Below are 25,680 nucleotides of genomic sequence, written 5' to 3' on the forward strand. Positions count from 1 at the left end.
GCCGCCTCCGGCTCTGAACCGGCTCAGCCCGCGGGTCGGGACAGCGTCTTGTCGATCAGCGCCAGAACGGCGTCGGCATCGATCCCGGTGCAGACCGCCTGGCTCGGCCGTCCATCCCAGGCGCTCGGCGGAAAGCTGCGGCTGTCCGGCTTCTGGATCGTCTGCCCGTCGGCAATGCCGCCGCAGACGGTGCGGATCGCGCCGTGGCGGAGCGTGAAAAGCTCCGGCGCCACGACATAGACGCAGGCGCAGCTATCATGGACCACCATGCCGTCTTCGACATGGCGGGCGTAGAAATCGATGTAGAAATCCGAGATCCGGGCCAGCAGCCCGGCGCGCTCTCCGCCCCGCTCCGCGATGGCGGCGAGCTGGCTGCGGGTCATGACCGTCTGCATCGTCACGTCCAGACCGACCGCCACGACCGGCCACGACGCGCCGAAGACGATGTCGGCGGCCTCCGGGTCGCCATGGATATTGGCTTCCGCAGCGGGCGTGATGTTGCCCGGCACGTCGAAGGCGCCGCCCATGATCACCACCTGCTTTACGAGGCCGGCAATGTCCGGATCGTCCTTCAGCGCGCGGGCGAGATTGGTCATGCGGCCGACGGCCACCAGCGTGATCTCGCCGGGATTTGCGCGGATCGTCTCGATCAGGAACCGGTGCGCCGGCCGCGGATCGGGCCTTCCGGCAACCATCTCCGGCACGCCGATATTGCCGAGTCCGTCATCGCCATGGATGAAGGTCGGCCAGCCCACAGGGGGGCGTGCGGGATCGATCGTCTCGCCAACTCCCTGCGACACCGGGGCAGGGATCTGCCACCTGTCTTTCAGATAGAGCGCGTTGCGCGTCGTCGTCTCGACCGAGGCATTGCCGAACACCGTGGTGATGCCGAGAAGCGCGATCTCGGGATGCTGATGGAGGAAAAGCAACGCCATGGCATCGTCGACGCCGGGATCCGTATCGAAAATCACCTTGTGCATGGGGACGTCCTTGTGCTCAGCCGTGCTGGAACCGGTTCAGGGAAAAGGGGGCCATGCCCCGCGCCGTCTCGGGGTCGTTGCCGTCGAGGAGATCGGCGATCAGCCGCCCCGTCGTGGCGGAGAGCGTCAGGCCCAGATGGCCGTGGCCGAAGGCGAAGGCGATCCGCGGATCCGTCGGGCTGAGGCTGATGACGGGCAGCGAATCCGGCGTGGATGGGCGCCGGCCCATCCACTCGATCCCGCCTTCCTCCGGCAGGGCCGAGACATAGCGGCGCATCTTGGTGCGCATGGCGCGGGCACGCGCGAAGTTCGGCGGCGCCTCCGGCCGTGCGAGTTCCACCGCCCCGCCGATCCGCAAGGCACCCTCGAAGGGGCTGGCGACGAAGCCGTGATCGGCAAAGAAGATCGGCATGGCGAGCTCGAACGGCGGCGTCGCATAGGTGGTGTTGTAGCCGCGCTCGGTTTCCAGCAGCACCCTCAGCCCGAGGCCACGGACAAGACTGCGCGACCAGACGCCGGCGGCGATCACCACCTTGTCGAAGCGGTGGCTCGCGCCGTCGCCGCTGACCAGCGCGACGGCGCGCGCCTCCGGCCGCACCGCCGTCACCGCTTCGTCCACCATGGTGGCCGTGCGGCCCACATGGGTCTGGAGCGCGCGCAGGAAGGTGGTCGGGTGGCGGAAGGTCTTGTAGCCGGACGAAACGATGCCGCCGGCAAAGCGTCCGTCGAGCGCGGGGATGCGGGCGCGCACCTCCGACGGGCCCAGCCGCTCGAGAGTGAAACCAAGCTCGCGCGCGGTCTTGCTCTCATGCCGGAAGGCAGTCTCGAGGCCGGCATCGCGGTCGAACAGCGTCAGTGCACCGGTGGCGCGCAAGGGGTCGGTCATGCCGGCCAAAGCAGACAGGGCCTCGTGATCTGCCTCCACCCGCCGCATCAGGCCAAGAAGGGCGGCACGGGTGGCGGCGGCGCGCGCGGGGCTTGCCGAGCGCAGGAAGGCGGTGAGCCAGGGTGTCAGTGCCGCCAGATCGCGCCAGCGCAGGGTCAGGGGGCCGAGCGGATCGATCAGCCAGCGGGGCACCTGGGTCAGCATGTCCGGCCGGGCGATCGGATCGACCTCCGGCACGGCGAGAATGCCGGCATTGCCGGCGGAGGCCGGCAGGCCGGCAAGGTCCGGCTCGAACAGGGTGACGGCATGGCCGCGCGCGGCGAGCGTGGCCGCGATGGCGCAGCCGATGATCCCGCCGCCCGCAATCCCGATGCTTGCCATTGTCGCGTTCGCTCCGTCTCTCATCGCTCTGCGTCTCTTGCGTCAACACCGCCTGTCCGATCAAGCCCCGCCGCGGATTAAACCTTCCTCAACGCTGTTCCTTTACCCTTCGCGACCATGAAACGGGGCTGAACCGGGCCGGGAAACAGGCGGGGAGCGGGCGTGAAAAAACTGTCGTTCAAGATCCGACTTCCCAAGACGGTGCTGCTGTCGCTCGCCGGACTGCTGCTTGTCGGCGGCGCCGGCGCCGGTGGGGCCGTCTATCTCGGCTATCTGCCGATCGGCACTGAGGACAAGGGCCACGACGACGCGGTGGAGGTGGCGGGTGTCGCCTGCACCACGCTGGACGTGATCAAGCTGCAGCGCAACGGCCAGCGCTGGCTGAGAAAGATCGTGACCACGAGCGGAGCCGATGGCGTGGAGCGGGTTCGCACCGCCCTGCGCGTTGCCGGCGTGATGGCCAAGAGCGAGAAGGCCGATCTCTATCAGGTCATGGTGCTCGACCAGGCGGGCCCGACCACGCGCGCCGAGCGGCGCGGCCCTGCCATTGGCGCCGAGGTGCTCTTCGCGCCCCATCCCGACCGCCTGCCGGAGATGACGGCGCCCTTCGAGGCACGCTATGTCAATGCGACGGCCAACGAGGCCGGCCTGTTCTTCGGGGAGGAAGTCGTCCTCTCGCCCGAGGATGTGCGGACAACGCTGACCAGGATGACCGATCGCAGCGACTGTCTCGACCCGAATGCCGCAGTCGCGGCGGCCGATGCCGCGGAAGGCCATGGCGGCGGCCACGCCAAGCCTGCGGAAGGCCATGGCGAGGCGCCGGCCGAAGGTCATGGCTCTGCTCCTGCCGAGGGCCATGGAGAGACGTCCGGCGATGCGCATGGCGACTCTCAGGGCGAAGCGGCGGCGGACACGGGCCACGGCGAATCGCCGGCCGAGGGCAGCCACGAGAGCGCGGCTGCAGAGGCCAAGCCCGGCTTCCTCTCCTCCGTCCTGTCGATGATCCCCGGCCTCGGCGGCGGCGAAACCGCATCGAACGAAGCCCATCAGCCGGCCGAAGGCGCTCATCCGGCAGCCGGCGATGCGTCATCCGCGCCGCATGATGCCGCGGCCGATGCCCATTCCGTACCGGCCGAGAAAGGGCTCCTCTCTTCGCTGATGGACAAGATCCCCTTCATGGGCGGAGCAGAGACCGAAGAGGCGGCAAGCGCGCACGCGCCTGTCGCAGCGCAGGGTGACGCTACGGCGAACAGCGAGGCTCATGGGTCGGGCGACGTGCATGCTGCCAGCGACACGGTTGGTGAAGGGGAGAGTTCCGCCGAGGCTTCAGCCGACCATGCGGCTCCTGCGGCACTTCCGGACGGGCAGGCTGCGGCGGATGCCGCGCATTCCGCCCCGTCCGCGGATCACGCCGCGCCGGAGGCCGCCTCTGCCCGACCGGCCGTAGCCGCTCCGGCAGAGGACCACGCAGCGGAAGTGGCCGATCATCCCACCACGCCCGCCCATGCGGCCGATGCCGCGCCTGCGGTCACCGTTCCAAGCGACGCGCATGATGCGGCCGCAGGGCAGGCAGAGGCGCAGGCGGCGCCCGCCGACCATCCAGCCTCCACCGAACACCCGGCCGTCGATCCGCATGCCACGACGGCGACGCACTGAGGGCAGGGGTGGCTTGGCGAGGAGCGAGCAGTAAATAGTGATCAGTGATCAGTGATCAGTGATCAGTGTGCAGGAGGGAACGGGAGTTGCTCGCGCGCCCCTCCTCGGCACGGGGCCGAGGATGAGGCGGATGGAAGCCTGCTTAGTCGGCCTTGGCGCGGCGGGCGGGGAAGAGGATGACGTCGCGGATCGAGGGGGCGTTGGTAAGCAGCATGATGAGGCGATCGACGCCGATGCCCAATCCCCCTGCCGGCGGCATGCCCTGGTCGATGGCGTCCAGGAACTCGTCGTCGAGCTGCTTGTCCTTCTCGCCGCGCGCATGGGCCTGCTGCAGCTGTTCCACCATGCGGGCCCGCTGCTCCTCCGGGTCGTTGAGCTCGGAGAAGGCATTGCCGAGTTCCCAGGCATTGCAATAGGTCTCGAAGCGCTCAACGAGCCGCGGCTCGCCCGGCACCTCCTTGGCGAAGGGCGAAATGTCCTTCGGGAAATGCGTGACATGCGAGGGCTGGATCAGCGTGCCTTCCACCTTTTCCTCGAAGATGAAGGCCAGGCACTCGCCCCAGGTCGCGTCCTTCTCCACCGCGAAGCCGGCGGCCTTGGCAGCCGCGCGCGCCTCCTCGTCGGTCTTGATCGCCAGGAAGTCGATGCCCGTCGCTTGCTTGACCGCGTCGGGCATGGGGACGCGGCGAAAGGGGCCGGCGAAGGAGATCTGCTTGTCGCCGAAGGTCACGTCCGTCGTGCCGTGAATGGTGGTGGCGAGTGTGGAGAAGAGCCGCTCCACGAGGTCCATCATGTCCTCGTAATCGGCATAGGCCCAGTAGCACTCCATCATCGTGAATTCCGGATTGTGCCGCGTCGACACGCCCTCATTGCGGAAGTTGCGGTTGATCTCGAAGACCTTGTCCGAGAGGCCCGAGACCAGCGTGCGCTTCAAGAACAGTTCCGGCGCGATGCGCAGATACATGTCGAGCTTCAGCGTGTTGTGGTGCGTCTTGAAGGGCTCGGCCGTCGCGCCGCCATAGATCGACTGCAGCATCGGCGTCTCGACTTCCATGAATCCGTCCGTTTCCATGAAGCGGCGGATGGCGGAGACGATCTGCGAGCGCTGGCGGAAGCGGAGCTTGGACTCCTCATTGGTCATGATGTCGAGATGGCGCTTGCGGTAGCGCAGCTCGATATCGGACACGCCATGCCATTTTTCCGGCATGGGCAGCAGCGCCTTGGTGAGCATGGTGATCGCCTCGGCATTGATCGTCAGCTCGCCGCGCTTGGTACGCCGCACCTTGCCGGTGACGCCGATGATGTCGCCGATATCGATCATCGGCAACAGGGCACGGGCCGCCTCCGGCGTCGTGTCCTTGTGCGAGAAGACCTGGATCTTGCCCGAGGCGTCATGGATATCCATGAACATGCCGGAATTGCGCGAGGAATAGACTCGGCCCGCGACCGTCACCTCGTCGCCGGACTCGGTATCAGGCGCGAGATCGGCGTACTTTTCCGCAAGCTCGCCATTGGTGATCGTGCGGTGGAAATGGGCGGGATAGACATCGCCGATCTGGTCGCGCAGCAGTTTCAGCTTCTGCGCGCGGACCTCGGTCACGTCGGAGGAAAGCGCCGTTTCGGTCTTCTCGGTCATGGTCTTCAGCCTTGTTCTACTTGCCACTGCCGGCCATGGAGGCCGCGATCTGGCCGGCCATCTTCAGGCGCTGGCGCACGACCGAGCGGCCGAGAATGGCCATGGAATCGAAAAGCGGCAGCGAGCGCTGCGAGCCGGAGACTGCCACGAACAGCGGTGCCAGCACCACCTTGAGCTTCTTGCCCATCCGGTCGGCGATGGCGCGCAGCTCGGCTTCCACCGACGCGGCGTTCCACTCGACGATCTTTTCGAGATCGGCCTGCACGGTCTTGAAGATCTCGTTGAGCTCTTCGGGCGAGGACTTGATCTTGGCGAAAGCTGAGGCATCGAGATTGAGATCGGACTTCAGAAGGAATCCCGCCAGATCCGGCAGTTCGCCGAGCTTGGAAATGCGCGACTGCGACAGGCGCAGGCCTTCGCGGATGCGGTCGTTCTCCATTGCCCAGTCCAGCACGCGGGCGATGAACTGTTCTTCGGTGAGGCCCTCGCGCAGCCAGCGGCCGTTCAGCCAGTCGAGCTTCTGAACGTCGAAGATCGCGCCGGCCTTGGAGAGGTTGTCGGGGTCGAACTTGGCGGACAGTTCGTCCATGGTCAGCATCTCTTCGCCTTCGGCGATCTGGATGAAGAACAGGCCGAGGAAGTTCATCAGCGCTTCCGGCAGATAGCCGAGCGCGGAGTAATAGGAGATCGAGGTCGGGTTCTTGCGCTTGGACAGCTTCGACTTGTCTGCATTGCGCATCAGCGAGAGATGCATGAACACCGGCGGCTCAAGGCCGAGATAGCGATAGAGCAGGATATGCTTCGGCACGGAGGCGAGCCATTCCTCGCCGCGGGCCACATGGGTGATCTGCATCAGATGGTCGTCGACCACATTGGCCATGTGATAGGTCGGCATGCCGTCCGCCTTGAGCAGAACCTGCATGTCCACCGCATCCCAGGGGATTTCCACCGGGCCATAGACGCCGTCGACGAAGGAGCAGACGCCCTCCGTCGGGATCTTCATGCGCACCACATGCGGTTCGCCGGCCTCGACGCGGGTCGTCACCTCCTCGGCGGACAGGTGCAGGCAGAGCCCGTCATATTTCGGCGGCTTTCCGGCGGCGCGCTGCGCCTCGCGCATCTCCTCCAGCCTGGCCGGCGTGCAGAAACAGCGGAAGCCGTGGCCGGCCTCGACGATCTTCTCCACATAGGGCTTGTAGATGTCCTTGCGGTCGGACTGGCGATAGGGGCCAAAGGGGCCGCCGATATCGGGGCCTTCCGCCCAGTCGAGCCCGCACCATTTCAAGGCGTCCAACACCTTCTGTTCGAATTCCGGCGTGGACCGGGTCGCGTCCGTATCCTCGATGCGCAGGATGAAGGTGCCGTTGTTCTTCTTGGCGAAGAGATAGTTGAACAGTGCGATATAGGCCGTGCCGACATGCGGCTCGCCGGTGGGGGAAGGGGCGATGCGCACCCGGACTGGTCTGTCGGTCATGATCTGGCCTGTAGCCCCGGTAACGGGGCGAAACGGAGAGGGGACGGTCGGCGGAGGCAGCGCCGTTCTGGCCGCGCAAAGGCGGCCGGCCGGGGCCGGCTCCAGGTCGGCGGCCGTGAGACCATATTAACCCGTCCCCGTCAAGACGAGGCCGGTCTTCGCACCCTGTTGCGAAAGGCGCGCTGGACGAAAGGGGCCCGGCGCGCCGATCACTCTCAATGGCGGGTGGGCGGCACGCCGCCTTGGGCAGCCTTGATGCGGTCGCGCCGGCGGCGGGAGAACATGTTGAGCGCTTCCACGCCGGCGGAGAAGGCCATGGCGGCGTAGATATAGCCCTTCGGCACATGCACCCCGAAGCCTTCGACGATCAGCGTGCCGCCGATCATCAGCAGGAAGGCGAGCGCCAGCATGACGATGGTCGGGTTCTTCTCGATGAAGTTGGCAAGTGGCGTTGCGGCCAGCAGCATGACGCTGACGGCGGCGATGACGGCGATGAACATGATCGGCACATGCGGCGTCATGCCGACGGCGGTGATGATGCTGTCGATCGAGAAGACCAGGTCGAGCACCAGGATCTGGCCGATGGCCGAAGCGAAGGTGACCTGCGCGGCATTCTTGCCGGCGCCGACCAGGTCTTCCTTGCTGTCGGTCACGTCGACCGAATGGTGGATCTCCTTGGTCGCCTTGTAGACGAGGAACAGGCCGCCGGCGATGAGGATCAGATCCTTCCACGAAAAGTCATGGCCAAAGGCGGTGAAGACCGGCTGGGTCAGCTGGACGATCCAGGCGATGGTGAAGAGCAGTCCGAGCCGCATGACCAGCGCCAGTCCGATCCCGATCTTGCGGGCCCGCTCGCGCATCTCGGCCGGAAGCTTGTTGGTCAGGATGGAGATGAAGATCAGGTTGTCGATGCCGAGCACGACTTCCATGACGACGAGGGTGACGAGAGCGACCCAGGCGGTGGGGTCCTGGAAGATCAGCAGGAAATCCTGCATCGGGGAGGGTCCTTCCTCGATGGAAAAGGTGGAAACGGCCTCGTCGACGATGGACGAAGCGCGCGGGCGAGATCGGTCGGACCGGATGAGCCGGACAACCGATGGCTAATCTATGATTCGCAAAGGGAAGGGCAAGCGCGCCGCTACCAGCAAAAGCTGCGTTATCCGGTCACTTTTTCGCGTTCAGCCGCGTTTGTAGCTCTTGAGGAACATCGAGACGGCGGATGAGACCATGCGTTCCACCTCCGCCTGCTCCGGCGGCGTTGCCATGAAGCCGAAGATGCGGCGCTTGAAGAGACCCGGCATGCAGAGCTCGATGAACTGGCGGGCGGCAAGGTCGGGATCCTCGACCTCGAGCACGCCTTCGGCGACCTTCTTCTCCAGAAAGGCCTTCAGGATCGTATAGCCGTTTTCCGGTGAGCTCGAGAAGAAGCGCTGGCAGAGCGCCGGCATGCGCTCGCTGACCCCCAGCACCATCTTCATGCCGCGCACCGTCTGGTCCGAGCACATATGGGTGACGAAGGCGATGCCGAAATCGCGCAGCGCCTGCTCCACCGGCCCGTTGACATGCAGAACCGACTTCACCGTCGCAACGATGCGGGCCCGCTCCCGCTCGATCATGGCAATGAACAGATCGTCCTTGCTGTCGAAATACACATAGATCGTGCCCTTCGAAACGCCGGCCTCGCGGGTGATGTCGTTCATGCTGGCCGCATCGAAGCCGCCGGCCATGAACACCCGCTTGGCGCCGTCGATGATCTGCTCGCGTTTGACCGGATCCTCGCCGGCCGCCTTCCGGCCGCCACCTGTGGCTCCGGAAAGCGCGCTTGCGGGGGCTGACGATGCGGCGGCTGCGGTCTTGGTACGGCCGGAGCGGGCAGGGGACGTCATGGGATGCCGGACCTTTCTTAACGACGCGATTACATTTCGAACCGCTCGGTTCGATTTCCCCTTGATATGGGCGAAGAAGGCGACTATGTCAATTCGAACCGAACCGTTCGGTTTAATTTCAATTCTCCTGAAACAGGGTTCCGCCATGGCAGGATCAAGCAGCAAGGCGGCGCGTGTGCGCCCGGTCGACGAACGCTTCGAGGCAGAGACTGCCGCAGCCGGCGAGCCGGCGGCGCAAGCACGGCCCGAGGTCGCGCCAGTCGAAGCCCGACAGAGCGAGGCACCCGTCGCCACCCCCGCGCCGGCAACGGCGGAAGCCCCGGCGAAGCCGAAGCGCAAGCGCATCCTGCTGCCGATCATCGGTCTGGCGGTTCTCGGTGCGGCGGGCTGGTTCGGCTATGAGTGGTGGACCACCGGCCGCTTCATGATCTCCACCGATGACGCCTATATCGAGGGCGACCTCACCTCGATCTCGCCCAAGGTCTCGGGCTATGTCGAGACGGTCAATGTCGTGGCCAATCAGACCGTCAAGGCGGGCGATCCGCTGGTGACCCTCGACAACGGCGATTATCGCATCGCGGCCGACCAGGCCGAAGCGCAGATCGCCACCGAGCGGCTGTCGCTCAAGCGCTTCGATGCCCAGATCACCGGCGCGCGGGCAAGCCTTGCCCAAGCCGAGGCGCAGAAGGGGGCGCTGACCGCCGCCGTGCGCGGCGCCGAGATCACCCAGAAGCGGGCCAGCACGCTGCAGTCGAAGGAGGTCGGCACGGTCGCCTCTCTCGATCAGGCCAATGTCGCGCTTGACCAGGCCCGCGCCAACCTCCTCGCAGCCGATGCGACCATCCAGGCGGCCTCCGCCAATATCTCCGTTCTCGAGGCCCAGCGCGCCGAGGCGGAAAGCACCATCCGTTCGCTGGAGCTTGCGCGCGACAAGGCCGAGCGCGACCTCTCCTTCACCGTGCTGAAGGCGCCCTATGATGGCGTCGTTGGCAATCTCGCCGTTCAGGCGGGCGATCTCGTTTCGGCCGGCCAGCGCCTGGCTGCGCTTGTTCCGGTCAACGCGCTCTATATCGACGCCAACTTCAAGGAAACCCAGATTGCCGGCCTCGTGCCTGGGTCCAAGGTCATGGTCCATGTCGACGCCTATGACGATCACCCGATCGAGGCGACCGTCCAGTCGATCGCGCCGGCCTCCGGCTCGGTCTTCTCTCTGCTGCCGCCGGAAAATGCGACGGGCAACTTTACCAAGGTCATCCAGCGCGTGCCGGTGCGCATCGCTCTGCCGAAGGAGGCGCTGAACAGCGGACGCCTGCGCGCGGGCCTGAGTGTCGTCGTCGATGTCGACACCCGCACGGCGCCTGCCGCAGCGCAGACGGCCGCCCGCTAAGCCGCACCGGGCGTCGGAGAGCCGGCGCCCCCTTCGGCCCATCCTCATCCAAGCAATCCGCAGGCCTTGAACCCCGGCAACCGGCCGGCAAGGCGACGCTTTGGGAGCAAGCCATGGCCCAGACAGCAGCAGCAACGGCCGGCAGCATGGGGCGCGCCGGCGCGCCCGCGGCACCCGCGGAGACGATGGACCGCAAGCGGCTGATCGCCTTCTTCGCCATGGTGGTCGGCATGTTCATGTCGATCCTCGACATCCAGATCGTCTCGGCTTCGCTGGCCGAGATCCAGGCCGGCATCTCCGCCGGCTCCGACGAGATCGGCTGGGTGCAGACGTCCTATCTGATCGCCGAAGTCATCATGATCCCGCTGTCGGGCACGCTGGCGCGCATCGTGTCGACGCGCGTGCTCTTCGCCGCCTCGGCCACCGGCTTCACGATTGCCAGTGCGCTCGCCGCCACGGCCACCAGCATCGACCAGATGATCATCTATCGTGCGCTGCAGGGTTTCATCGGCGGCGGCATGATCCCGTCCGTCTTCGCGGCTGCCTTTACCATCTTCCCGCCGTCCAAGCGCACCATCGTCTCGCCGATCATCGGCCTCATCGCGACGCTCGCACCCACCATCGGCCCGACCGTCGGCGGCTATCTCAGCCATGCCTTCTCCTGGCACTGGCTGTTCCTGGTCAATATTCCGCCGGGCATCGTGGTGGCGATCGTGACCTGGAACTATATCGACTTCGACAAGCCGGAATTGTCGCTCATTCGCAAGTTCGACTGGTGGGGCCTGATCTCCATGGGCGTCTTCCTCGGCGCGCTCGAATATGTGCTGGAGGAAGGCAACACTAACGACTGGTTCAGCGACAGCCACATCGTGCTCGGCGCCGTGGCGAGCGTGGTGGCGGCGGTCGTGTTCTTCTACCGCGTCTTCACCGTGGATTTCCCCGTGGTGGATCTGCGCGCCTTCACCAACCGGAACTTCGCCTTCGGCTCGCTCTTCTCCTTCATCATGGGCATCGGCCTCTATGGGCTCACCTATCTCTACCCGCTCTATCTCGGGCAGATCCGTCATTACGATTCGCTGATGATCGGCGAGACCATGTTCGTCTCCGGCCTCGCCATGTTCGTCACCGCGCCCATCGCCGGTGTCCTGTCCGGCAAGCTCGATCCGCGGGTGATGATGGTCATGGGGTTCGCCTCCTTCTCGCTCGGCACCTGGATCATGAGCGGCATCACCACCGACTGGGATTTCTACGAGCTCCTGATCCCGCAGGTGCTGCGCGGCTTCGGGATGATGATGTGCATGGTGCCGATCAACAATGTCGCACTCGGCACGCTGTCGCCCGACCGGATCCGCGGCGCCTCCGGCGTCTTCAACCTGACCCGCAACCTCGGCGGCGCAGTCGGGCTCGCCGCCATCAACACCATCCTCACCCGGCGCGAGGACATGCATTATGCGCAGCTGTCCGAACATGTGACCTGGAGCAATCCGGAAGCGCTCGACATGCTGAGAAACATTGCCGGCAACTACACGGCCCATGGCATGGATGGCTCGACCATCGCGCTCCAGCGGGTGGCGGGCATCGTCCAGCAGCAGGCGACGATCCTCTCCTTCGCCGACGTCTTCCTCATCCTCACCGCCCTCTTCACGGCCCTCATCCTCTGCGTCTCCCTGATCAAACGCCCGCAAATGCAGGCCCGCGGAGGCGGAGGCGGCGGGCATTGAGGCAGCGGCGGCCGCGTTGGATATGAGCGGAGGCTCCTGCCTTGTAAAACGCTGCGTATGATATACGAGGTTGATCCGCGTCTTATCTCTGCCAGCGTTGGATAACTCGACATGAACTTGCGGCTGAAAGCGAGTGGACGAGCCGGCCACTACGTTACCCAACCGACAGGATACAAGGCCTTCATCCCGAACGGCCTTCCACCGCATGCGCCCGATCTGCAGATCGATGCCGACATGCAGGCGCTGCTGTCCGACGCGGATCGGGCACTCGGCCGCTTGGACGGATCGATCCAGACGCTACCCAATCCTGACCTGTTTGTGTTGATGTATGTCAGGAAAGAAGCTGTTCTCTCCAGCCAGATCGAGGGAACGCAATCCTCTCTTGCAGACATTCTGAAAGCCGAAGCTCATCTCTTTGAGCCGAACCGGCCAAATGATGTTCGCGAGGTGATTAACTACATCCGCGCGATGCATCACGGGCTTGCGAGACTTGCCGACCTTCCAGTTTGCACGCGACTCATTACAGAATTGCATGCTGAACTGATGCGGGAGGTTCGTGGACAAGAGCGCAATCCGGGCGAAGTCCGGCGGTCTCAAAACTGGATCGGGCACGGTGGTTGTAACTTGAGCGATGCGAGCTTCGTTCCCCCGCCTCCGCATGAAGTCCCGTCGGCACTCTCAGACCTCGAAAAGTTTGTTCTCTCGGAGAGCCCTCTTCCCGATCTGATCAAGATTGGCTTGATTCACGTGCAGTTCGAGACAATCCATCCTTTTCTAGACGGAAACGGGCGGGTCGGTCGCTTGCTGATCACCCTGCTGCTCTGTGCAAGGGGAATTCTCAGTCAACCTGTCTTGTATATCTCCCATTACTTCAAGCGGCATCGTGCCGCTTACTATGAGCACCTACAGGCAGTCAGAGACGATGGGTCGTGGGAGGCATGGCTGAAGTTCTTTCTCCGTGGTGTCGCAGAGGTGAGCGGAGAAGCAACCCTTACGTCGCGTCAGATCGTCTCCCTCAGAAAGCGACACCGGCAGGTCATCGTTGAGCGACTTGGACGCTCTGCAGGCAACGGCCTCCTTCTTCTCGAACATCTGTTCAGCCACCCTGTCGTCAGCGTGAATGATGTTGCCCGCCGACTGAACGTGACGCATGCCGGTGCTAATCAGATCGTCGGACGGATGGAACAGATCGGAATCCTCACGGAAATGACCGGCCGCACCCGAAACCGAGCATTTCGCTACGGAGATTACATCGACCTCTTCCAGTAGAGCAGGCCTTCAAGATCAGCTGCAGAGAGGCCTCGAAAAATTTCTGATTTACGTACATCAGAAAATCCTCTAAGCCTTCTGGCCGGAGGAGAGCATGCGGCCAACGGTTCATGACATTGCGGCGGCGGCGGGGGTGAGCCTGGCGACGGTGGACCGGGTCTTGAACCGGCGGCCGGGCGTCAAGGCGGCCACGCGCGCCCGCGTCGAAGCCGCGATCAGCGATATCGGCTATGAGCGCGACATGGCGGCCGCCAACCTTGCCAAGGGCCGCGTCTATTCCTTTCTCTTCATTTTGCCGTCTGGCGACAATTCCTTCATGCGCGGGCTCGAGGCGCGGGTACGGGAAGCCATGCAGCGCGCGGCGGTCGATCGCGTGGCGATCTCGCTTGTCACCGTTCCTCCTTTCGATCCTGCGGCGCTCGCCGAAGCGCTCGATGCCGCGGAGCAGGCGCGGCCGGCGGGCGTGGCGGTCGTCGCCGTCGATGCGCCCGAAGTCGAGGCGGCGGCGCTGCGCCTGAAGGATGCCGGCGTTCCTCTGGTCACGCTGGTCTCTGACCTTCCCGCCCATTGCCGCAGCCATTTTGCGGGCATCGACAATATCGCGGCCGGGCGCACGGCGGGTGGGCTCATGCGTCGGTTCATCGGTCCCGGCAGGGGACGCGTCGCCGTGCTGGCAGGCTCCATGCGCGTGATCGACCATCGCGAGCGGCTGGAAGGATTCCGCGCGGCGATGGGTGAGGCGGGCCACGAGATCCTGCCGGTTCTGGAAGCCCAGGACGATCCGGCCGAGGCCGAACGGCTGGTCGGGGCGCTGCTGTCGCAGTCGCGGGAGATTTCCGGCATCTACAGCCTGGGCGCCGGCAACCGCGGCCTCATCGCTGCCTTGCGCGGGCAGCCCTCGTTCCGCCCGCGCGCGGTTATCGCCCATGAACTGACGGCCCATACGCGCTTGGCGCTCGAAGCGGGCTTGATCGATGCCGTGCTGAACCAGGATGCGGGACACGAGGTGCGCAGCGCGATCCGCGTCCTCAAGGCGCGGGCGGACGGCGTCGCAGTCATCGAGGCGCAGGAGCGGATCCGCATCGACATTTTCTTGAAGGACAATCTGCCCTTCGCCGAAGGCGAGGCAGAGGCGCCGGCGCGATCGCCGGACGCGGCATAGGAGACGGCAGGCATGTATCTCGGCATCGATCTTGGAACTTCGGGCGTCAAGGCGCTCCTGATGGACGACGACCAGCGGATCGTCGGGTCCGGCTCAGGCGCGCTTGAGGTCTCGCGCCCCCATGCCGGCTGGTCGGAGCAGGACCCGGCCGACTGGATCGCGGCGACGAAGGAGGCCATTGCGGCGCTCAAGGCCGCCCACCCGGCCGAGCTTGCCGCCGTGCGCGGCATCGGCCTCTCCGGCCAGATGCATGGTGCCACGCTGCTCGACGACGCCGATGCCGTGCTGAGGCCCTGCATCCTGTGGAATGACACGCGCTCCTTTGCGGAGGCGGCGGCCCTCGACGCCGATCCGCGCTTCCGGGCGCTGACCGGCAATATTGTTTTTCCGGGCTTCACCGCGCCCAAGCTCGCCTGGGTCGCCCGGCACGAGCCGGAAATCTTCGCCAAGGTTCGCTGGGTGCTGCTGCCCAAGGATTATCTGCGCCTCTGGCTGACCGGCGAGCATATGTCGGAAATGTCGGATTCGGCCGGAACCTCCTGGCTCGATACCGGCAAGCGCGCCTGGTCTTCCGATCTTCTCGCCGCGACGGACCTCGAGGAGCGGCAGATGCCGCAGCTGGTCGAAGGCACGGAGGCGGCCGGCCGGCTGAAGGCCGCGCTTGCGGCCGAATGGGGCATGGGCGAGGGCGTGGTCGTGGCCGGTGGCGCCGGCGACAATGCGGCCTCCGCCTGCGGCATGGGCACGATCGGCGAAGGCCATGCCTTCGTCTCGCTCGGCACCTCGGGCGTGCTCTTCGCCGCCAATGCCCGCTACCTGCCCAATCCGGAGAGTGCGGTCCATGCCTTCTGCCACGCCTTGCCGAACACCTGGCATCAGATGGGCGTCATCCTGTCGGCAACCGACGCGCTGAACTGGCATGCGGGTGTGACCGGCCGTAGCGCCGCGGAACTGACCGCCGAGCTCGGCGAGGGGCTGAAGGCGCCGACCGGCGTCACCTTCCTGCCCTATCTCTCCGGCGAGCGCACGCCGCACAATGATGCCGCGATCCGCGCCGTCTTTGCCGGCCTCGGCCACGAGAGCAGCCGCGTCGTCCTGACCCAGGCCGTGCTGGAAGGCGTCAGCTTTGCGATCCGCGACAGTCTGGAAGCGCTGAAAAGTGCCGGCACCGAACTGAAGCGGGTCACAGCCATCGGCGGCGGCTCGCGGTCGCGGACCTGGCTGTCCTCGATCGCCACCGCGCTCGATATTCCGGTCGATCTCCCCGCCGATGGCGATTTCGGCGCAGCCTTCGGGGCCGCGCGTCTGGGCCTTGTCGCGGCGACGGGGGCCGACCCGCTGTCCGTCTTCACCGCACCGCGCACGGCCGCCACCATCGATCCCGAACAGGCGCTGACCGGCGCCTATGAGGAAGCCTACCAGCGCTACCGCCGGCTCTATCCGGCCGTCCGCACGGCCATGGCCGGCTGACCCATCATCCAACGACAACACACAACACACAGAGGAAACCACTCATGAGCACCGGCTTTTTCGGCGACATCCAGAAGATCGGCTATGAAGGGCCGGACAGCACCAATCCGCTGGCCTTCCGCCATTACAATCCCGACGAGGTGGTGATGGGCAAGCGGATGGAAGACCATCTGCGCTTTGCCGTCGCCTATTGGCATACCTTCGTCTGGCCGGGCGGCGACCCCTTTGGCGGCCAGACCTTCGAGCGTCCCTGGTTCAAGGATACGATGGAGGCCGCGAAGATGAAGGCCGATGTGGCCTTCGAATTCTTCTCCCTGCTTGGCGCGCCCTATTATTGCTTCCACGATGCCGACGTGCGGCCGGAAGGCGCCAGCTTCAAGGAAAACACCCGGAACCTGAACGAGATCGTCGATTATTTCGCCGGCAAGCAGGCGGAAACCGGCGTCAAGCTGCTCTGGGGCACGGCGAACCTCTTCTCGCACCGCCGCTACATGTCGGGTGCCGCCACCAATCCCGATCCGGATGTCTTCGCCTTTGCGGCGGCGACCGTGAAGACCTGCATGGATGCGACGCTTAAGCTCGGCGGTGAGAACTATGTGCTCTGGGGCGGGCGCGAGGGCTACGAAACGCTGCTCAACACCAATTTGAAGCAGGAGCTCGACCAGCTCGGCCGCTTCGTCAACATGGTGGTCGAGTACAAGCACAAGATCGGCTTCAAGGGCGCGATCCTGATCGAGCCCAAGCCGCAGGAGCCGACCAAGCATCAGTACGATTATGACGTCGCCACGGTCTATGGCTTCCTCAAGTCCTACGGGCTGGAAAACGAGGTCAAGGTCAACATCGAGCAGGGCCATGCGATCCTTGCCGGCCATTCCTTCGAGCACGAGCTGGCGCTCGCCAATGCGCTCGGCATCTTCGGCTCGATCGACATGAACCGCAACGACTACCAGTCGGGCTGGGATACGGACCAGTTCCCCAACAATGTTCCGGAAATGGCGCTCGCCTATTACCAGGTCCTGGCAGGCGGCGGCTTCACCACCGGCGGCACCAACTTCGATGCCAAGCTGCGCCGCCAGTCGCTCGACCCGCAGGATCTGCTGATCGGCCATATCGGCGGCATGGATTGCTGCGCCCGCGGCCTGAAGGCCGCCGCCCGGATGATCGAGGACAAGGCGCTCTCCGGCCCGCTCGACGAGCGCTATGCCGGCTGGAAGAGTGCGGAAGGCCAGAAGCGCCTGACGGCGATGTCGCTGGAAGAGCTTGCCGCCCATGTCGAGGCGACCGATCTCAACCCGCAGCCGAAGTCGGGCCGCCAGGAGCTGCTCGAAAACATCGTCAACCGCTACGTCTGATCGGCCAGCCTTCTCCCAAGGGGGCGCGGAGCGCCGCGTCCCCTTGGTCAGTTTCTGACCGTTCCTCCCCGCGCGGCATCGAGGCATATCGCTAATTCTGCTAGTTGCGCAGCTTCGACAACCGCAAACTGAGTTCGTTGAGAGTTTCATTTAATATTCATTAGGGCCGCTCCGGCATTGCTGAGGGCGTGGCGGCACGGATCGGCATGGGGGCATGCACGGCTGGGTTGCCGTCCGGTCAGGAGCCCGAAATGACCACAGCATCATCTGCCTCGCAGAGCCTCTCCGAACGTCTCGATTTCATCGGTATCGGACAAGCCGACCGGGACGCGCTTCGTGAAGCGCGACCGACCATTGCCGCCTCGCTTGACGGCGCGCTGGACGCCTTCTACGCCAAGGCCACCCGCAACCCCGAAACGGCACGCTTCTTCTCCGGCAAGGCGCATGCCGACAGCGCCAAGGCGCGCCAGGTCCGGCACTGGGACCGGCTTGCCGAAGGCAAGTTCGACCAGGACTATGTCTCGGCCGTCACCGCCATCGGCATGACCCATGCCCGTCTCGGGCTGGAGCCGCGCTGGTACATCGGCGGTTACGCGCTGATCATCGAAGGCATCATCCATGCCGTCGTCGAAAAGCATCTTGGCGGCCGTTTCCAGCGCAAGAAGAGCAAGCAGCTGAGCACGGAGATCGCCGCCGTCGCCAAGGCGGCCTTTCTGGATATGGACTTCGCGATCAGCGTCTATCTCGACGCGTTGCAGGAGGAGCGCAAGCGCTCCGAAGACCAGCGCGCGGCGCTGGCCGCCGAACAGGTGGCGGCGCTCGGCGCGCTCGAACAGGCGCTGAAGCTGCTTTCCGGCGGCGATCTGACGGCTGCGGTCAATACCGGTCTCGCCAGCCAGTTCGCGCCGATGCGCGATCATTTCAACTCCGCCGTCTCCACGCTGGACGGAACGATCAGCGCCATCGTCGGGGCGGCCGAGCAGACCGCCGACAATGCGGCCGAACTCTCGCGGGCGACCGACGATACGGCCCGGCGCACCGAGAAGCAGGCAGCGGCGCTGGAAGAGACGGCGGCGGCGCTCGAGGAGCTGACCACCACGGCCAGAAGTGCCGCTGCCCGCACCGAGGAGGCGCGACGGATCGTGGTCACGGCCACGAGCGAGGCGCAGCGGTCCGGCGAAGTAGTCCGGGAGGCGATCAGTGCCATGAGCGCGATCGAGGAGTCCTCACGCCGCATCACCCAGATCATCGGCGTCATCGACCAGATCTCGTTCCAGACCAATCTCCTGGCGCTCAATGCAGGCGTCGAGGCGGCGCGGGCCGGGGAGGCCGGCAAGGGCTTCGCGGTCGTGGCGCAGGAGGTGCGCGATCTCGCCCAGAAATCCGCCGAGGCAGCCCGCGAAATCAAGGGGCTGATCGACAAGTCCTTTGCCGATGTGCTGACCGGCGTTTCGCTCGTGAACCGCACCGGCGAGGCCTTGAAAAGCATCGGCGACCATGTCGTGTCGATCAACGGCCATATCGATGCCATCTCCGGTTCCGCCCGCGAGCAGGCAACGGGGCTCTCCGAAATCAACAGCGCCGTCAACAATATGGACCAGATCACCCAGCAGAATGCGGCCATGGTGGAAGAGACCAATGCCGCCACGCAGGAGCTGCTGCGCATCAGCCAGACGATGCGGGAACTCACCGGCCGCTTCGTGATTTCGACGCAGGAAAGCCAGCAAAGCCGGCATAGATATCGCACAGCTTAAATAATTGAACTCTCAAGCAAGTCGCTGTTTAACGTAAGCGTGATCATCGTCTTTCTGCTTTACGTACCTCATCGTTTCGGCTAGCTTTTCTCCCCGGAGGAGACTTTAGCTTGACGATACGATCAGCCCGAACGGCTGAGGCGCCGGTCCTTGTCGGCGCCTTGAGCCATGCCTGTGTGCGCGTGCGACCCGTCCCATTTCTGCTGCGGGTGGGGGCGCCTCGATGAGCCATGTTGTTTCGCCCGCGGGCGAACCCTTGCTGCGCGCCAGCGGGCTGTCCAAGAGCTTTGGCATGGTCGAAGTGCTGAAGGGCATCGACCTGACCGTCGAGGCGGGCCAGGTCCATGCGATCATCGGCGAGAACGGCGCCGGCAAATCCACGCTCATGAAGATTCTCGCCGGCAATCACCAGCCGACGCGGGGCGAAATCCTGATCGATGGAGCGCCCGTCACCTTCAGCGGGCCGGTGGATGCCGAGCAGAAGGGCATTGTCCTCGTCCACCAGGAAATCCTCCTCGCGCCGGATCTCACCGTGGCGCAGAATGTCTATCTCGGCCGCGAGATCGGGCGCGGTCTGACGCTGGACGACCGGGCCATGAACGATGGCGCGCGCGCGGCCATTCGCGCGCTCGGGGCCGATCTCGATCCCAAGGCCATCGTCGGCCGGCTGTCGATCGCCCAGCGCCAGCTGGTGCAGATCGCGCGCGTCCTCCTCGTGCCGCACCGTCTTGTCATTTTCGATGAGCCGACTGCATCCTTGACCCCGCATGAAACAGCGGCCCTGCTGCAGCTCATCCGCGATATCCGCGCGCGCGGCGTGGCCGTTCTCTACATTTCCCACCGTCTGCCGGAAGTGAAGGAGATCGCCGACCGGGTGACGGTGCTGCGCGACGGGCGCCTGGTCGCCTCGCATGAAGCACGCACGCTCGAGCCGTCCGACATGGCGCGGCTGATGGTCGGCCGCGATGTCGCCAAGCTCTATCCCGACCGTCACGAGGCGGCCTCGCGCGAGGCCGTGCTCGAGGTTTCCGATCTCACCGTGCCCGGCTATGCCCGCCATGCGTCCTTCACGCTGCGCAAGGGCGAGATCCTCGGTTTTGCCGGTTTGATCGGCGCCGGTCGTACGGAACTGATGGAGGGCATGGTCGGCCTTCGGCCATCCAAGGGCACGATCCTGATGGATGGCCGTCCGGTGCGGTTTGCCGACGTGAAGGCGAGTCTCCGGGCGGGCATCGTCTATCTGAGCGAGGATCGCAAGGGCAAGGGCCTGCTGCTCACCAAGGATCTGCGCGTCAACCTCACGCTCGCCGCCCTCGGCCGCTTTTCCCGCGGGGGCCAGGTGGATCGCAAGCGCGAGGACGAGGCGCTCGACACCGCCATCCGCGATTTCGACATCCGCACCCGGCGCAAGGACCTGCTGGCCGCCCAGCTTTCGGGCGGCAACCAGCAGAAGCTGCTGCTTGCCAAGATGATGATGCTCGAGCCACGGATCGTCATCATCGACGAGCCCACGCGCGGTATCGACATCGGCACCAAGGAACAGATCTACGCCTTCATTGCGAAACTTGCCGCGGAAGGGCGCTCGATCATCGTCGTCTCCTCTGAAATGCCGGAGCTGATCGGCATTTGCGACCGGATCCTGGTCATGCGCAACGGCGAGATCGCCGGAGAGCTGTCCGGCGCCGCCATGACGGAGAACGAGATCGTCGTGCTCGCCACCGGCGTTACGCAAGAGGCTGCTTTGAGGACTGCATCATGACCAATCTCGCCGCCGAGGGGCCAAAGCCGACACGCTCTCTCAAGGACCTCGATCTTGCCGCCGTCGCGCCCTTCATCGCGCTGGCGCTGCTGCTGGTGCTGGGCGCCTTCGCGCATCCGAATTTCCTGAGCATCGACAATATGACGAACGTCATCACGCGTTCGGCCTTCATTGCGGTCATTGCGGTCGGCGCCACCTTCGTCATCACCTCCGGCGGGCTCGATCTGTCGGTCGGCGCCATGGTCGCCTTCGTGGCGAGCGTGATGATCCTGTTCCTGAACTCCGGTCTGACGGGCGATCCCACGCTGACGCTGGCCTGCGGCGTGGTGCTCGCGATCCTGGTCGGGGCTGCCTGCGGGCTCGCCAATGGCCTGGTGACGACGGTCGGGCGTATCGAGCCCTTCATCGCGACACTCGGCGCCATGGGCATCTATCGCGGCCTCACCACCTGGCTTTCCCAGGGCGGCGCCATCACGCTGCGCGATCCGGCGGTCCAGTCGCTCTATCGTCCCGCCTATTTCGGCACCATTCTCGGCGTGCCGGTGCCGATCGTCGTCATTCTCGTCACCGCCCTCATCGGCGCCTTCCTGCTCTATCGCACGCGCTATGGCCGCCATGTGGTGGCGGTCGGCTCGAACGAGGATGTCGCGCGTTACTCCGGCATCCATGTCAACCGGGTGCGCACCATCGCCTATGTGATCCAGGGCCTGTGCGTGGCGATCGCCGTGCTGATCTATGTCCCGCGCCTCGGCTCCACCTCGGCCACGACCGGCATCCTCTGGGAACTGCAGGCGATCACCGCCGTCGTCGTCGGCGGCACGGCGTTGCGCGGCGGCGTCGGGCGCATCTGGGGCACGATCTGCGGCGCCTTCATTCTGGAAATCGTCGGCAACATCATGCTGCTGTCGAACTTCGTCAGCGAATATCTGCTGAGCGCCATCCAGGGCGCGATCATCATCATCGCCATGCTCGTGCAGCGCTCGTTGATGCGCAAGGGCTGAAACGGTCAGGAATAAGGGTTCGCAGGGCACCCCGGCAAAAGGCCGAGAGACCCTTTACGACAATGGGAGGAGATAACCATGAAGACGACACTACTGGGACTGGCGCTCGCGGCGCTGATGTCCGCTACCGCGTTTGCGCAGGAAACGAAGACGATCGGCGTCTCGATCCCGGCCGCTGACCATGGCTGGACATCGGGCGTGGTCTTCCATGCCGAGCGCGTCGCCAAGCTGCTGATGGCCGAACATCCGGGCCTGAACGTCATCGTCAAGACCTCGCCGGATGCCGCCACCCAGGCCAATGCCGTGCAGGATCTTTCGGTCCAGGGCATCGACGCACTGGTCATCCTGCCGTCCGACCCGGATCCGCTGGTCAACGCCATCAAGGAAGTCAAGGACAAGGGCAAGTTCGTGACGATCGTCGACCGCGCGCCGAGCGTGAACGACAATACCATCCGTGATCTCTATGTCGCCGGCAACAACCCGGCGCTCGGCGAAGTCGCCGGCAAGTACATTGCCGAGAAGACGCCGGACGCCGAAGTCGTCGTCATTCGCGGCCTGCCGATCCCGATCGACCAGCAGCGCCAGGACGGGTTCGACAAGGGCATCGCCGGCTCGAACGTCAAGGTTCTCGACCGCCAGTACGGCAACTGGAACCGCGACGACGCCTTCAAGGTCATGCAGGACTTCCTGACCAAATATCAGAAGATCGATGTGGTCTGGTGCCAGGACGACGACATGGCCGTCGGCGTGCTGCAGGCGATCGAACAGGCCGGCCGCAAGGACATCCAGTATGTCGTGGCCGGCGCCGGTTCCAAGGACATGATCAAGCGCGTCATGGATGGCGACAAGATGGTGCCGGTCGATGTGCTCTATCCGCCGGCGATGGTCGGTACAGCCATGGAACTGACCGCCTCGGCGCTCTACGACCAGGTTCCGGTCAGCGGCACCTATACGCTGGACGCGACGCTCGTCACGCCCGAGAACGCGAAGAACTTCTATTTCCCCGACTCGCCGTTCTGATCCCACGACCACGAAGGCCGCCCGCGCCCGCCGCGGGCGGCCTTCGGCTGACACCCGTGTCGCTGATTGTGGACCCCTGGAGGCCGGCGGCGCGTGAAGACGGATCGACCCGCCGATGCGCGGCGCCGACAGCTTGAAGGAGACGACAGATGAAGACGATCAAGGGACCGGGCCTGTTTCTCGCGCAATTCGCCGGCGATGCCGCCCCCTTCAATTCCTGGGATTCCATCACCAAATGGGCCGCCGATTGCGGCTATATCGGCGTTCAGCTGCCAACCTGGGACTCCCGGCTGATCGACCTCAAGCAGGCCGCGACGTCCAAGACCTATTGCGACGAGCTGGCCGGCAAGGCCCGCGACAATGGCGTCGTCATTACCGAGCTTTCGACCCATCTGCAGGGCCAGCTGGTTGCCGTTCATCCGGCCTATGACGAAGGCTTTGATGGCTTTGCGGCGCCGGAGGTGCGCGGCAACCCGAAGGCGCGGCAGGAATGGGCGGTCGAGCAGGTCAAGCTGGCGCTGACCGCGTCCAAGAATCTCGGCCTGAATGCCATGGCAAGCTTCTCCGGCGCACTGGCCTGGCCTTTCCTCTATCCCTGGCCGCAGCGCCCCGCCGGCCTAGTGGAAACCGCCTTCGACGAACTCGCCCGCCGCTGGATGCCGATCCTCGACCATGCCGAAGAGTGCGGCGTCGATATCTGCTACGAGATCCATCCCGGCGAAGATCTGCACGATGGCATCACCTATGAGATGTTCCTGGAGCGCACCGGCAATCATGCCCGCGCCTGCATGCTCTACGATCCGTCGCACTACATCCTCCAGTGCCTCGACTATCTGGAGAACCTCGACATCTACAAGGACAGGATCCGCATGTTCCACGTCAAGGATGCGGAGTTCAATCCGACCGGGCGCCAGGGCGTCTATGGCGGCTTCCAGAGCTGGGTGAACCGGGCAGGCCGCTTCCGCTCTCCGGGCGACGGCCAGGTGGATTTCGGCGCCGTCTTCTCCAAGCTCACCGCCAATGATTTCGACGGCTGGGCGGTCGTGGAATGGGAATGCGCGCTCAAGCACCCGGAAGACGGTGCGGTCGAGGGCGCCGAATTCGTCAAGCATCACATCATTCGCGTGACCGAAAAGGCCTTCGACGATTTTGCCGGCGGCGGCACGGACGAGGCTGCCAACCGCCGCATGCTGGGGATTTCCTGAGCAGACGGACGAAGACTGGCCTGCGCCCTTGCCGAAGGGGAGCGCAGGCCACTAGAGCATTTCCAGCCGAAGCGTGATCGCTTCGGCGTCGGACAATGCGGCCAAAACAAAGACATAGAGCATTGGAGGTGATCCCGTCATCGCCGGAAATGCTCTAGGCCAGCGGTCGAGGCCGCGGCGGGCCGAGACAGGAACAAGGGAGAGCAGGATGGCAATCGAAGGCAAGGCGGATGGGGTCAAGCACGGGCGGATCCGGCTCGGCATGGTGGGCGGTGGCGCGGGCGCCTTTATCGGCGCGGTCCACCGCATGGCGGCGCGGCTCGACGATCGCTTCACGCTGGTGGCCGGGGCGCTGTCCTCGACGCCTGAAAAGGCGCAGGCCTCGGGGCGCGATCTGGGCCTCGACCCCGCGCGCATCTATTCCGATTATCGCCAGATGGCGATCCGCGAGGCCAAGCTGAAGGACGGCATCGAGGCGGTGGCGATCGTCACGCCCAACCATGTCCATTTCGAAGCGGCGCGTGAGTTCCTCAAGCGCGGCATCCATGTGATCTGCGACAAGCCGCTGACCTCGACCTTGAGCGACGCCCGCAAGCTGCAGGCGCTGGCGGCCGAGAGCGACGCGCTCTTCATCCTCACCCACAATTATACCGGCTATCCGATGGTGCGTCAGGCGCGTGCCATGGTGGCCCGCGGCGATATCGGCACGGTGCGGCTGGTGCAGATCGAATATCCGCAGGACTGGCTGACCGATGCGGTGGAGAAGACCGGCTCCAAGCAGGCCGAGTGGCGCACCGACCCGGCGCGCTCCGGCGCCGGCGGCTCCACCGGCGACATCGGCACCCATGGCTACAATCTCGGCGCCTTCGTTTCAGGCCTCGAACTCGACGAGCTCGCCGCCGATCTCGACAGCTTCGTCGAAGGCCGGGCGCTGGACGACAACGCCCATGTCCTGCTGCGCTTCAAGGAAAAGGACGGTGTGCGGGCCAAGGGCATGCTCTGGTGCAGCCAGGTGGCGCCAGGCCATGAAAACGGCCTGCAGGTGCGGGTCTACGGCACCAAGGGCGGACTGGAATGGACGCAGAAGGACCCGAACTATCTCTGGTATACCCGCCATGGAGAGCCCAAGCAGTTGATCACCCGCATGGGCGCCGGCGCACTCGCCGAGGCCAACCGCGTCTCGCGCATTCCGCCCGGCCATCCGGAGGGCTATCTTGAGGGTTTCGCCACCATCTACACCGAAGCTGCAGAGGCGATCCGCGCCAAGCAATCGGGCGCCGCGCTCGATCCGGCCGTCACCTATCCGACGGTGGACGACGGGATGAAGGGCATGATTTTTGTCGATGCCTGCGTTCGTTCGTCCAAGAAGAACGGCGGCTGGGTGAAAGTCTAAACAGATCGAAAAACAACTTGATCCTAAAGTCGAATCACCTAAAGTAGAGATGCCTAAAGGTATTTTTAGGTAAATGGTTCATGACGAGCCGGTCTGCGTCTGGGGGCAACCAGGCGCAGATCCTCGTTGTGTTTGCGACGCTGAGGTAAACCATCCATCATTTGCCGCTGCGGTCGGCGCTGCGGTGCCCGGCGGATGGGCGTCCCTGCGGCGTTGCATCGCCCTCCTCTCGGGCGGATCGGCGCACAGCAATGGCTCGTCGCAAGGATCCCGGCGATGGTGCCCTCG

19 protein-coding genes are annotated in these 25,680 nt (G+C 64.9%); 13 read left to right on the forward strand and 6 right to left on the reverse strand.

The genetic code is table 11. From position 1 onward, the window contains the following. Nucleotides 1–23: 23 nt before the first annotated feature. Complete coding sequence (locus tag U8330_RS02030; protein WP_323103496.1) at nt 24–980, reverse strand: nucleoside hydrolase; 957 nt, start codon at nt 978–980, stop codon at nt 24–26. 16 nt (nt 981–996) lie between these two features. Then, nucleotides 997–2,247, reverse strand: coding sequence for an FAD-binding oxidoreductase (locus U8330_RS02035; protein ID WP_323103497.1), 1,251 nt, complete (start codon nt 2,245–2,247; stop codon nt 997–999). A 162-nt stretch (nt 2,248–2,409) separates the two neighbouring features. Here U8330_RS02035 and U8330_RS02040 point away from each other — a divergent pair, with 162 nt between their 5' ends. Then, on the forward strand, nt 2,410–3,903 hold the full coding sequence (locus U8330_RS02040) for a hypothetical protein (protein ID WP_323103498.1): 1,494 nt from the start codon (nt 2,410–2,412) through the stop codon (nt 3,901–3,903). Nucleotides 3,904–4,045: 142 nt separating this feature from the next. On the opposite strand, the gene lysS is transcribed toward U8330_RS02040, so the two are convergent. The 4 genes from lysS to U8330_RS02060 all read right to left on the reverse strand — a co-directional run bounded on the left by lysS (nt 4,046) and on the right by U8330_RS02060 (nt 8,899). Then, nucleotides 4,046–5,539, reverse strand: a complete 1,494-nt coding sequence (gene lysS / locus U8330_RS02045) for a lysine--tRNA ligase (RefSeq protein WP_323103499.1) — start codon at nt 5,537–5,539, stop codon at nt 4,046–4,048. A gap of 16 nt (nt 5,540–5,555) precedes the next feature. Then, on the reverse strand, nt 5,556–7,013 hold the full coding sequence (gltX, locus tag U8330_RS02050) for a glutamate--tRNA ligase (RefSeq protein ID WP_323103500.1): 1,458 nt from the start codon (nt 7,011–7,013) through the stop codon (nt 5,556–5,558). 215 nt (nt 7,014–7,228) lie between these two features. After that, the gene (locus U8330_RS02055; RefSeq protein ID WP_323103501.1) at nt 7,229–8,008 is read right to left on the reverse strand and encodes a TerC family protein; all 780 of its coding nucleotides are present in this window, start codon (nt 8,006–8,008) and stop codon (nt 7,229–7,231) included. Between the two features lie 183 nt (nt 8,009–8,191). Continuing rightward, nucleotides 8,192–8,899: a TetR/AcrR family transcriptional regulator gene (locus U8330_RS02060; RefSeq protein WP_323103502.1), complete on the reverse strand. Its 708-nt coding sequence runs from the start codon at nt 8,897–8,899 to the stop codon at nt 8,192–8,194. A 145-nt stretch (nt 8,900–9,044) separates the two neighbouring features. Here U8330_RS02060 and U8330_RS02065 point away from each other — a divergent pair, with 145 nt between their 5' ends. The 12 genes from U8330_RS02065 (at nt 9,045) to U8330_RS02120 (ending at nt 25,392) form a co-directional block, all read left to right on the forward strand. After that, complete coding sequence (locus tag U8330_RS02065; RefSeq protein ID WP_323103503.1) at nt 9,045–10,286, forward strand: HlyD family secretion protein; 1,242 nt, start codon at nt 9,045–9,047, stop codon at nt 10,284–10,286. Between the two features lie 113 nt (nt 10,287–10,399). After that, nucleotides 10,400–12,007 (forward strand): DHA2 family efflux MFS transporter permease subunit, encoded by a 1,608-nt coding sequence (locus U8330_RS02070; protein ID WP_323103504.1) that lies wholly within the window; start codon nt 10,400–10,402, stop codon nt 12,005–12,007. Nucleotides 12,008–12,118: 111 nt separating this feature from the next. Beyond that, entirely contained in the window at nt 12,119–13,276 is a 1,158-nt protein-coding gene (locus U8330_RS02075) for a Fic family protein (protein WP_323103505.1), read from the forward strand. A 94-nt stretch (nt 13,277–13,370) separates the two neighbouring features. Continuing rightward, nucleotides 13,371–14,438, forward strand: coding sequence for a LacI family DNA-binding transcriptional regulator (locus U8330_RS02080; protein WP_323103506.1), 1,068 nt, complete (start codon nt 13,371–13,373; stop codon nt 14,436–14,438). Nucleotides 14,439–14,450: 12 nt separating this feature from the next. After that, a complete protein-coding gene (gene xylB, locus U8330_RS02085; protein WP_323103507.1) occupies nt 14,451–15,908 on the forward strand; it encodes a xylulokinase in 1,458 nt (485 codons plus the stop codon). 44 nt (nt 15,909–15,952) lie between these two features. After that, complete coding sequence (gene xylA, locus U8330_RS02090) at nt 15,953–17,260, forward strand: xylose isomerase (RefSeq protein WP_323103508.1); 1,308 nt, start codon at nt 15,953–15,955, stop codon at nt 17,258–17,260. 251 nt (nt 17,261–17,511) lie between these two features. Next, nucleotides 17,512–19,014 carry a globin-coupled sensor protein gene (locus tag U8330_RS02095; protein ID WP_323103509.1) on the forward strand — a complete coding sequence of 501 codons (1,503 nt, stop codon included), beginning with the start codon at nt 17,512–17,514 and terminating at the stop codon, nt 19,012–19,014. A gap of 223 nt (nt 19,015–19,237) precedes the next feature. After that, complete coding sequence (locus U8330_RS02100) at nt 19,238–20,773, forward strand: sugar ABC transporter ATP-binding protein (protein WP_323103511.1); 1,536 nt, start codon at nt 19,238–19,240, stop codon at nt 20,771–20,773. Continuing rightward, complete coding sequence (locus U8330_RS02105) at nt 20,770–21,774, forward strand: ABC transporter permease (RefSeq protein WP_323103513.1); 1,005 nt, start codon at nt 20,770–20,772, stop codon at nt 21,772–21,774. Before U8330_RS02100 ends, U8330_RS02105 begins: the two co-directional genes overlap by 4 nt. 78 nt (nt 21,775–21,852) lie before the next feature. Next, on the forward strand, nt 21,853–22,794 hold the full coding sequence (locus U8330_RS02110) for a substrate-binding domain-containing protein (RefSeq protein WP_323103514.1): 942 nt from the start codon (nt 21,853–21,855) through the stop codon (nt 22,792–22,794). A 149-nt stretch (nt 22,795–22,943) separates the two neighbouring features. Next, nucleotides 22,944–23,999 (forward strand): sugar phosphate isomerase/epimerase, encoded by a 1,056-nt coding sequence (locus U8330_RS02115; protein WP_323103515.1) that lies wholly within the window; start codon nt 22,944–22,946, stop codon nt 23,997–23,999. 208 nt (nt 24,000–24,207) lie between these two features. After that, on the forward strand, nt 24,208–25,392 hold the full coding sequence (locus U8330_RS02120; RefSeq protein WP_323103517.1) for a Gfo/Idh/MocA family oxidoreductase: 1,185 nt from the start codon (nt 24,208–24,210) through the stop codon (nt 25,390–25,392). The last annotated feature ends 288 nt before the right edge of the window (nt 25,393–25,680 follow it).

It is taken from the genome of Rhizobium sp. CC-YZS058 (assembly GCF_034720595.1).
Taxonomy (GTDB): domain Bacteria; phylum Pseudomonadota; class Alphaproteobacteria; order Rhizobiales; family Rhizobiaceae; genus Ferranicluibacter.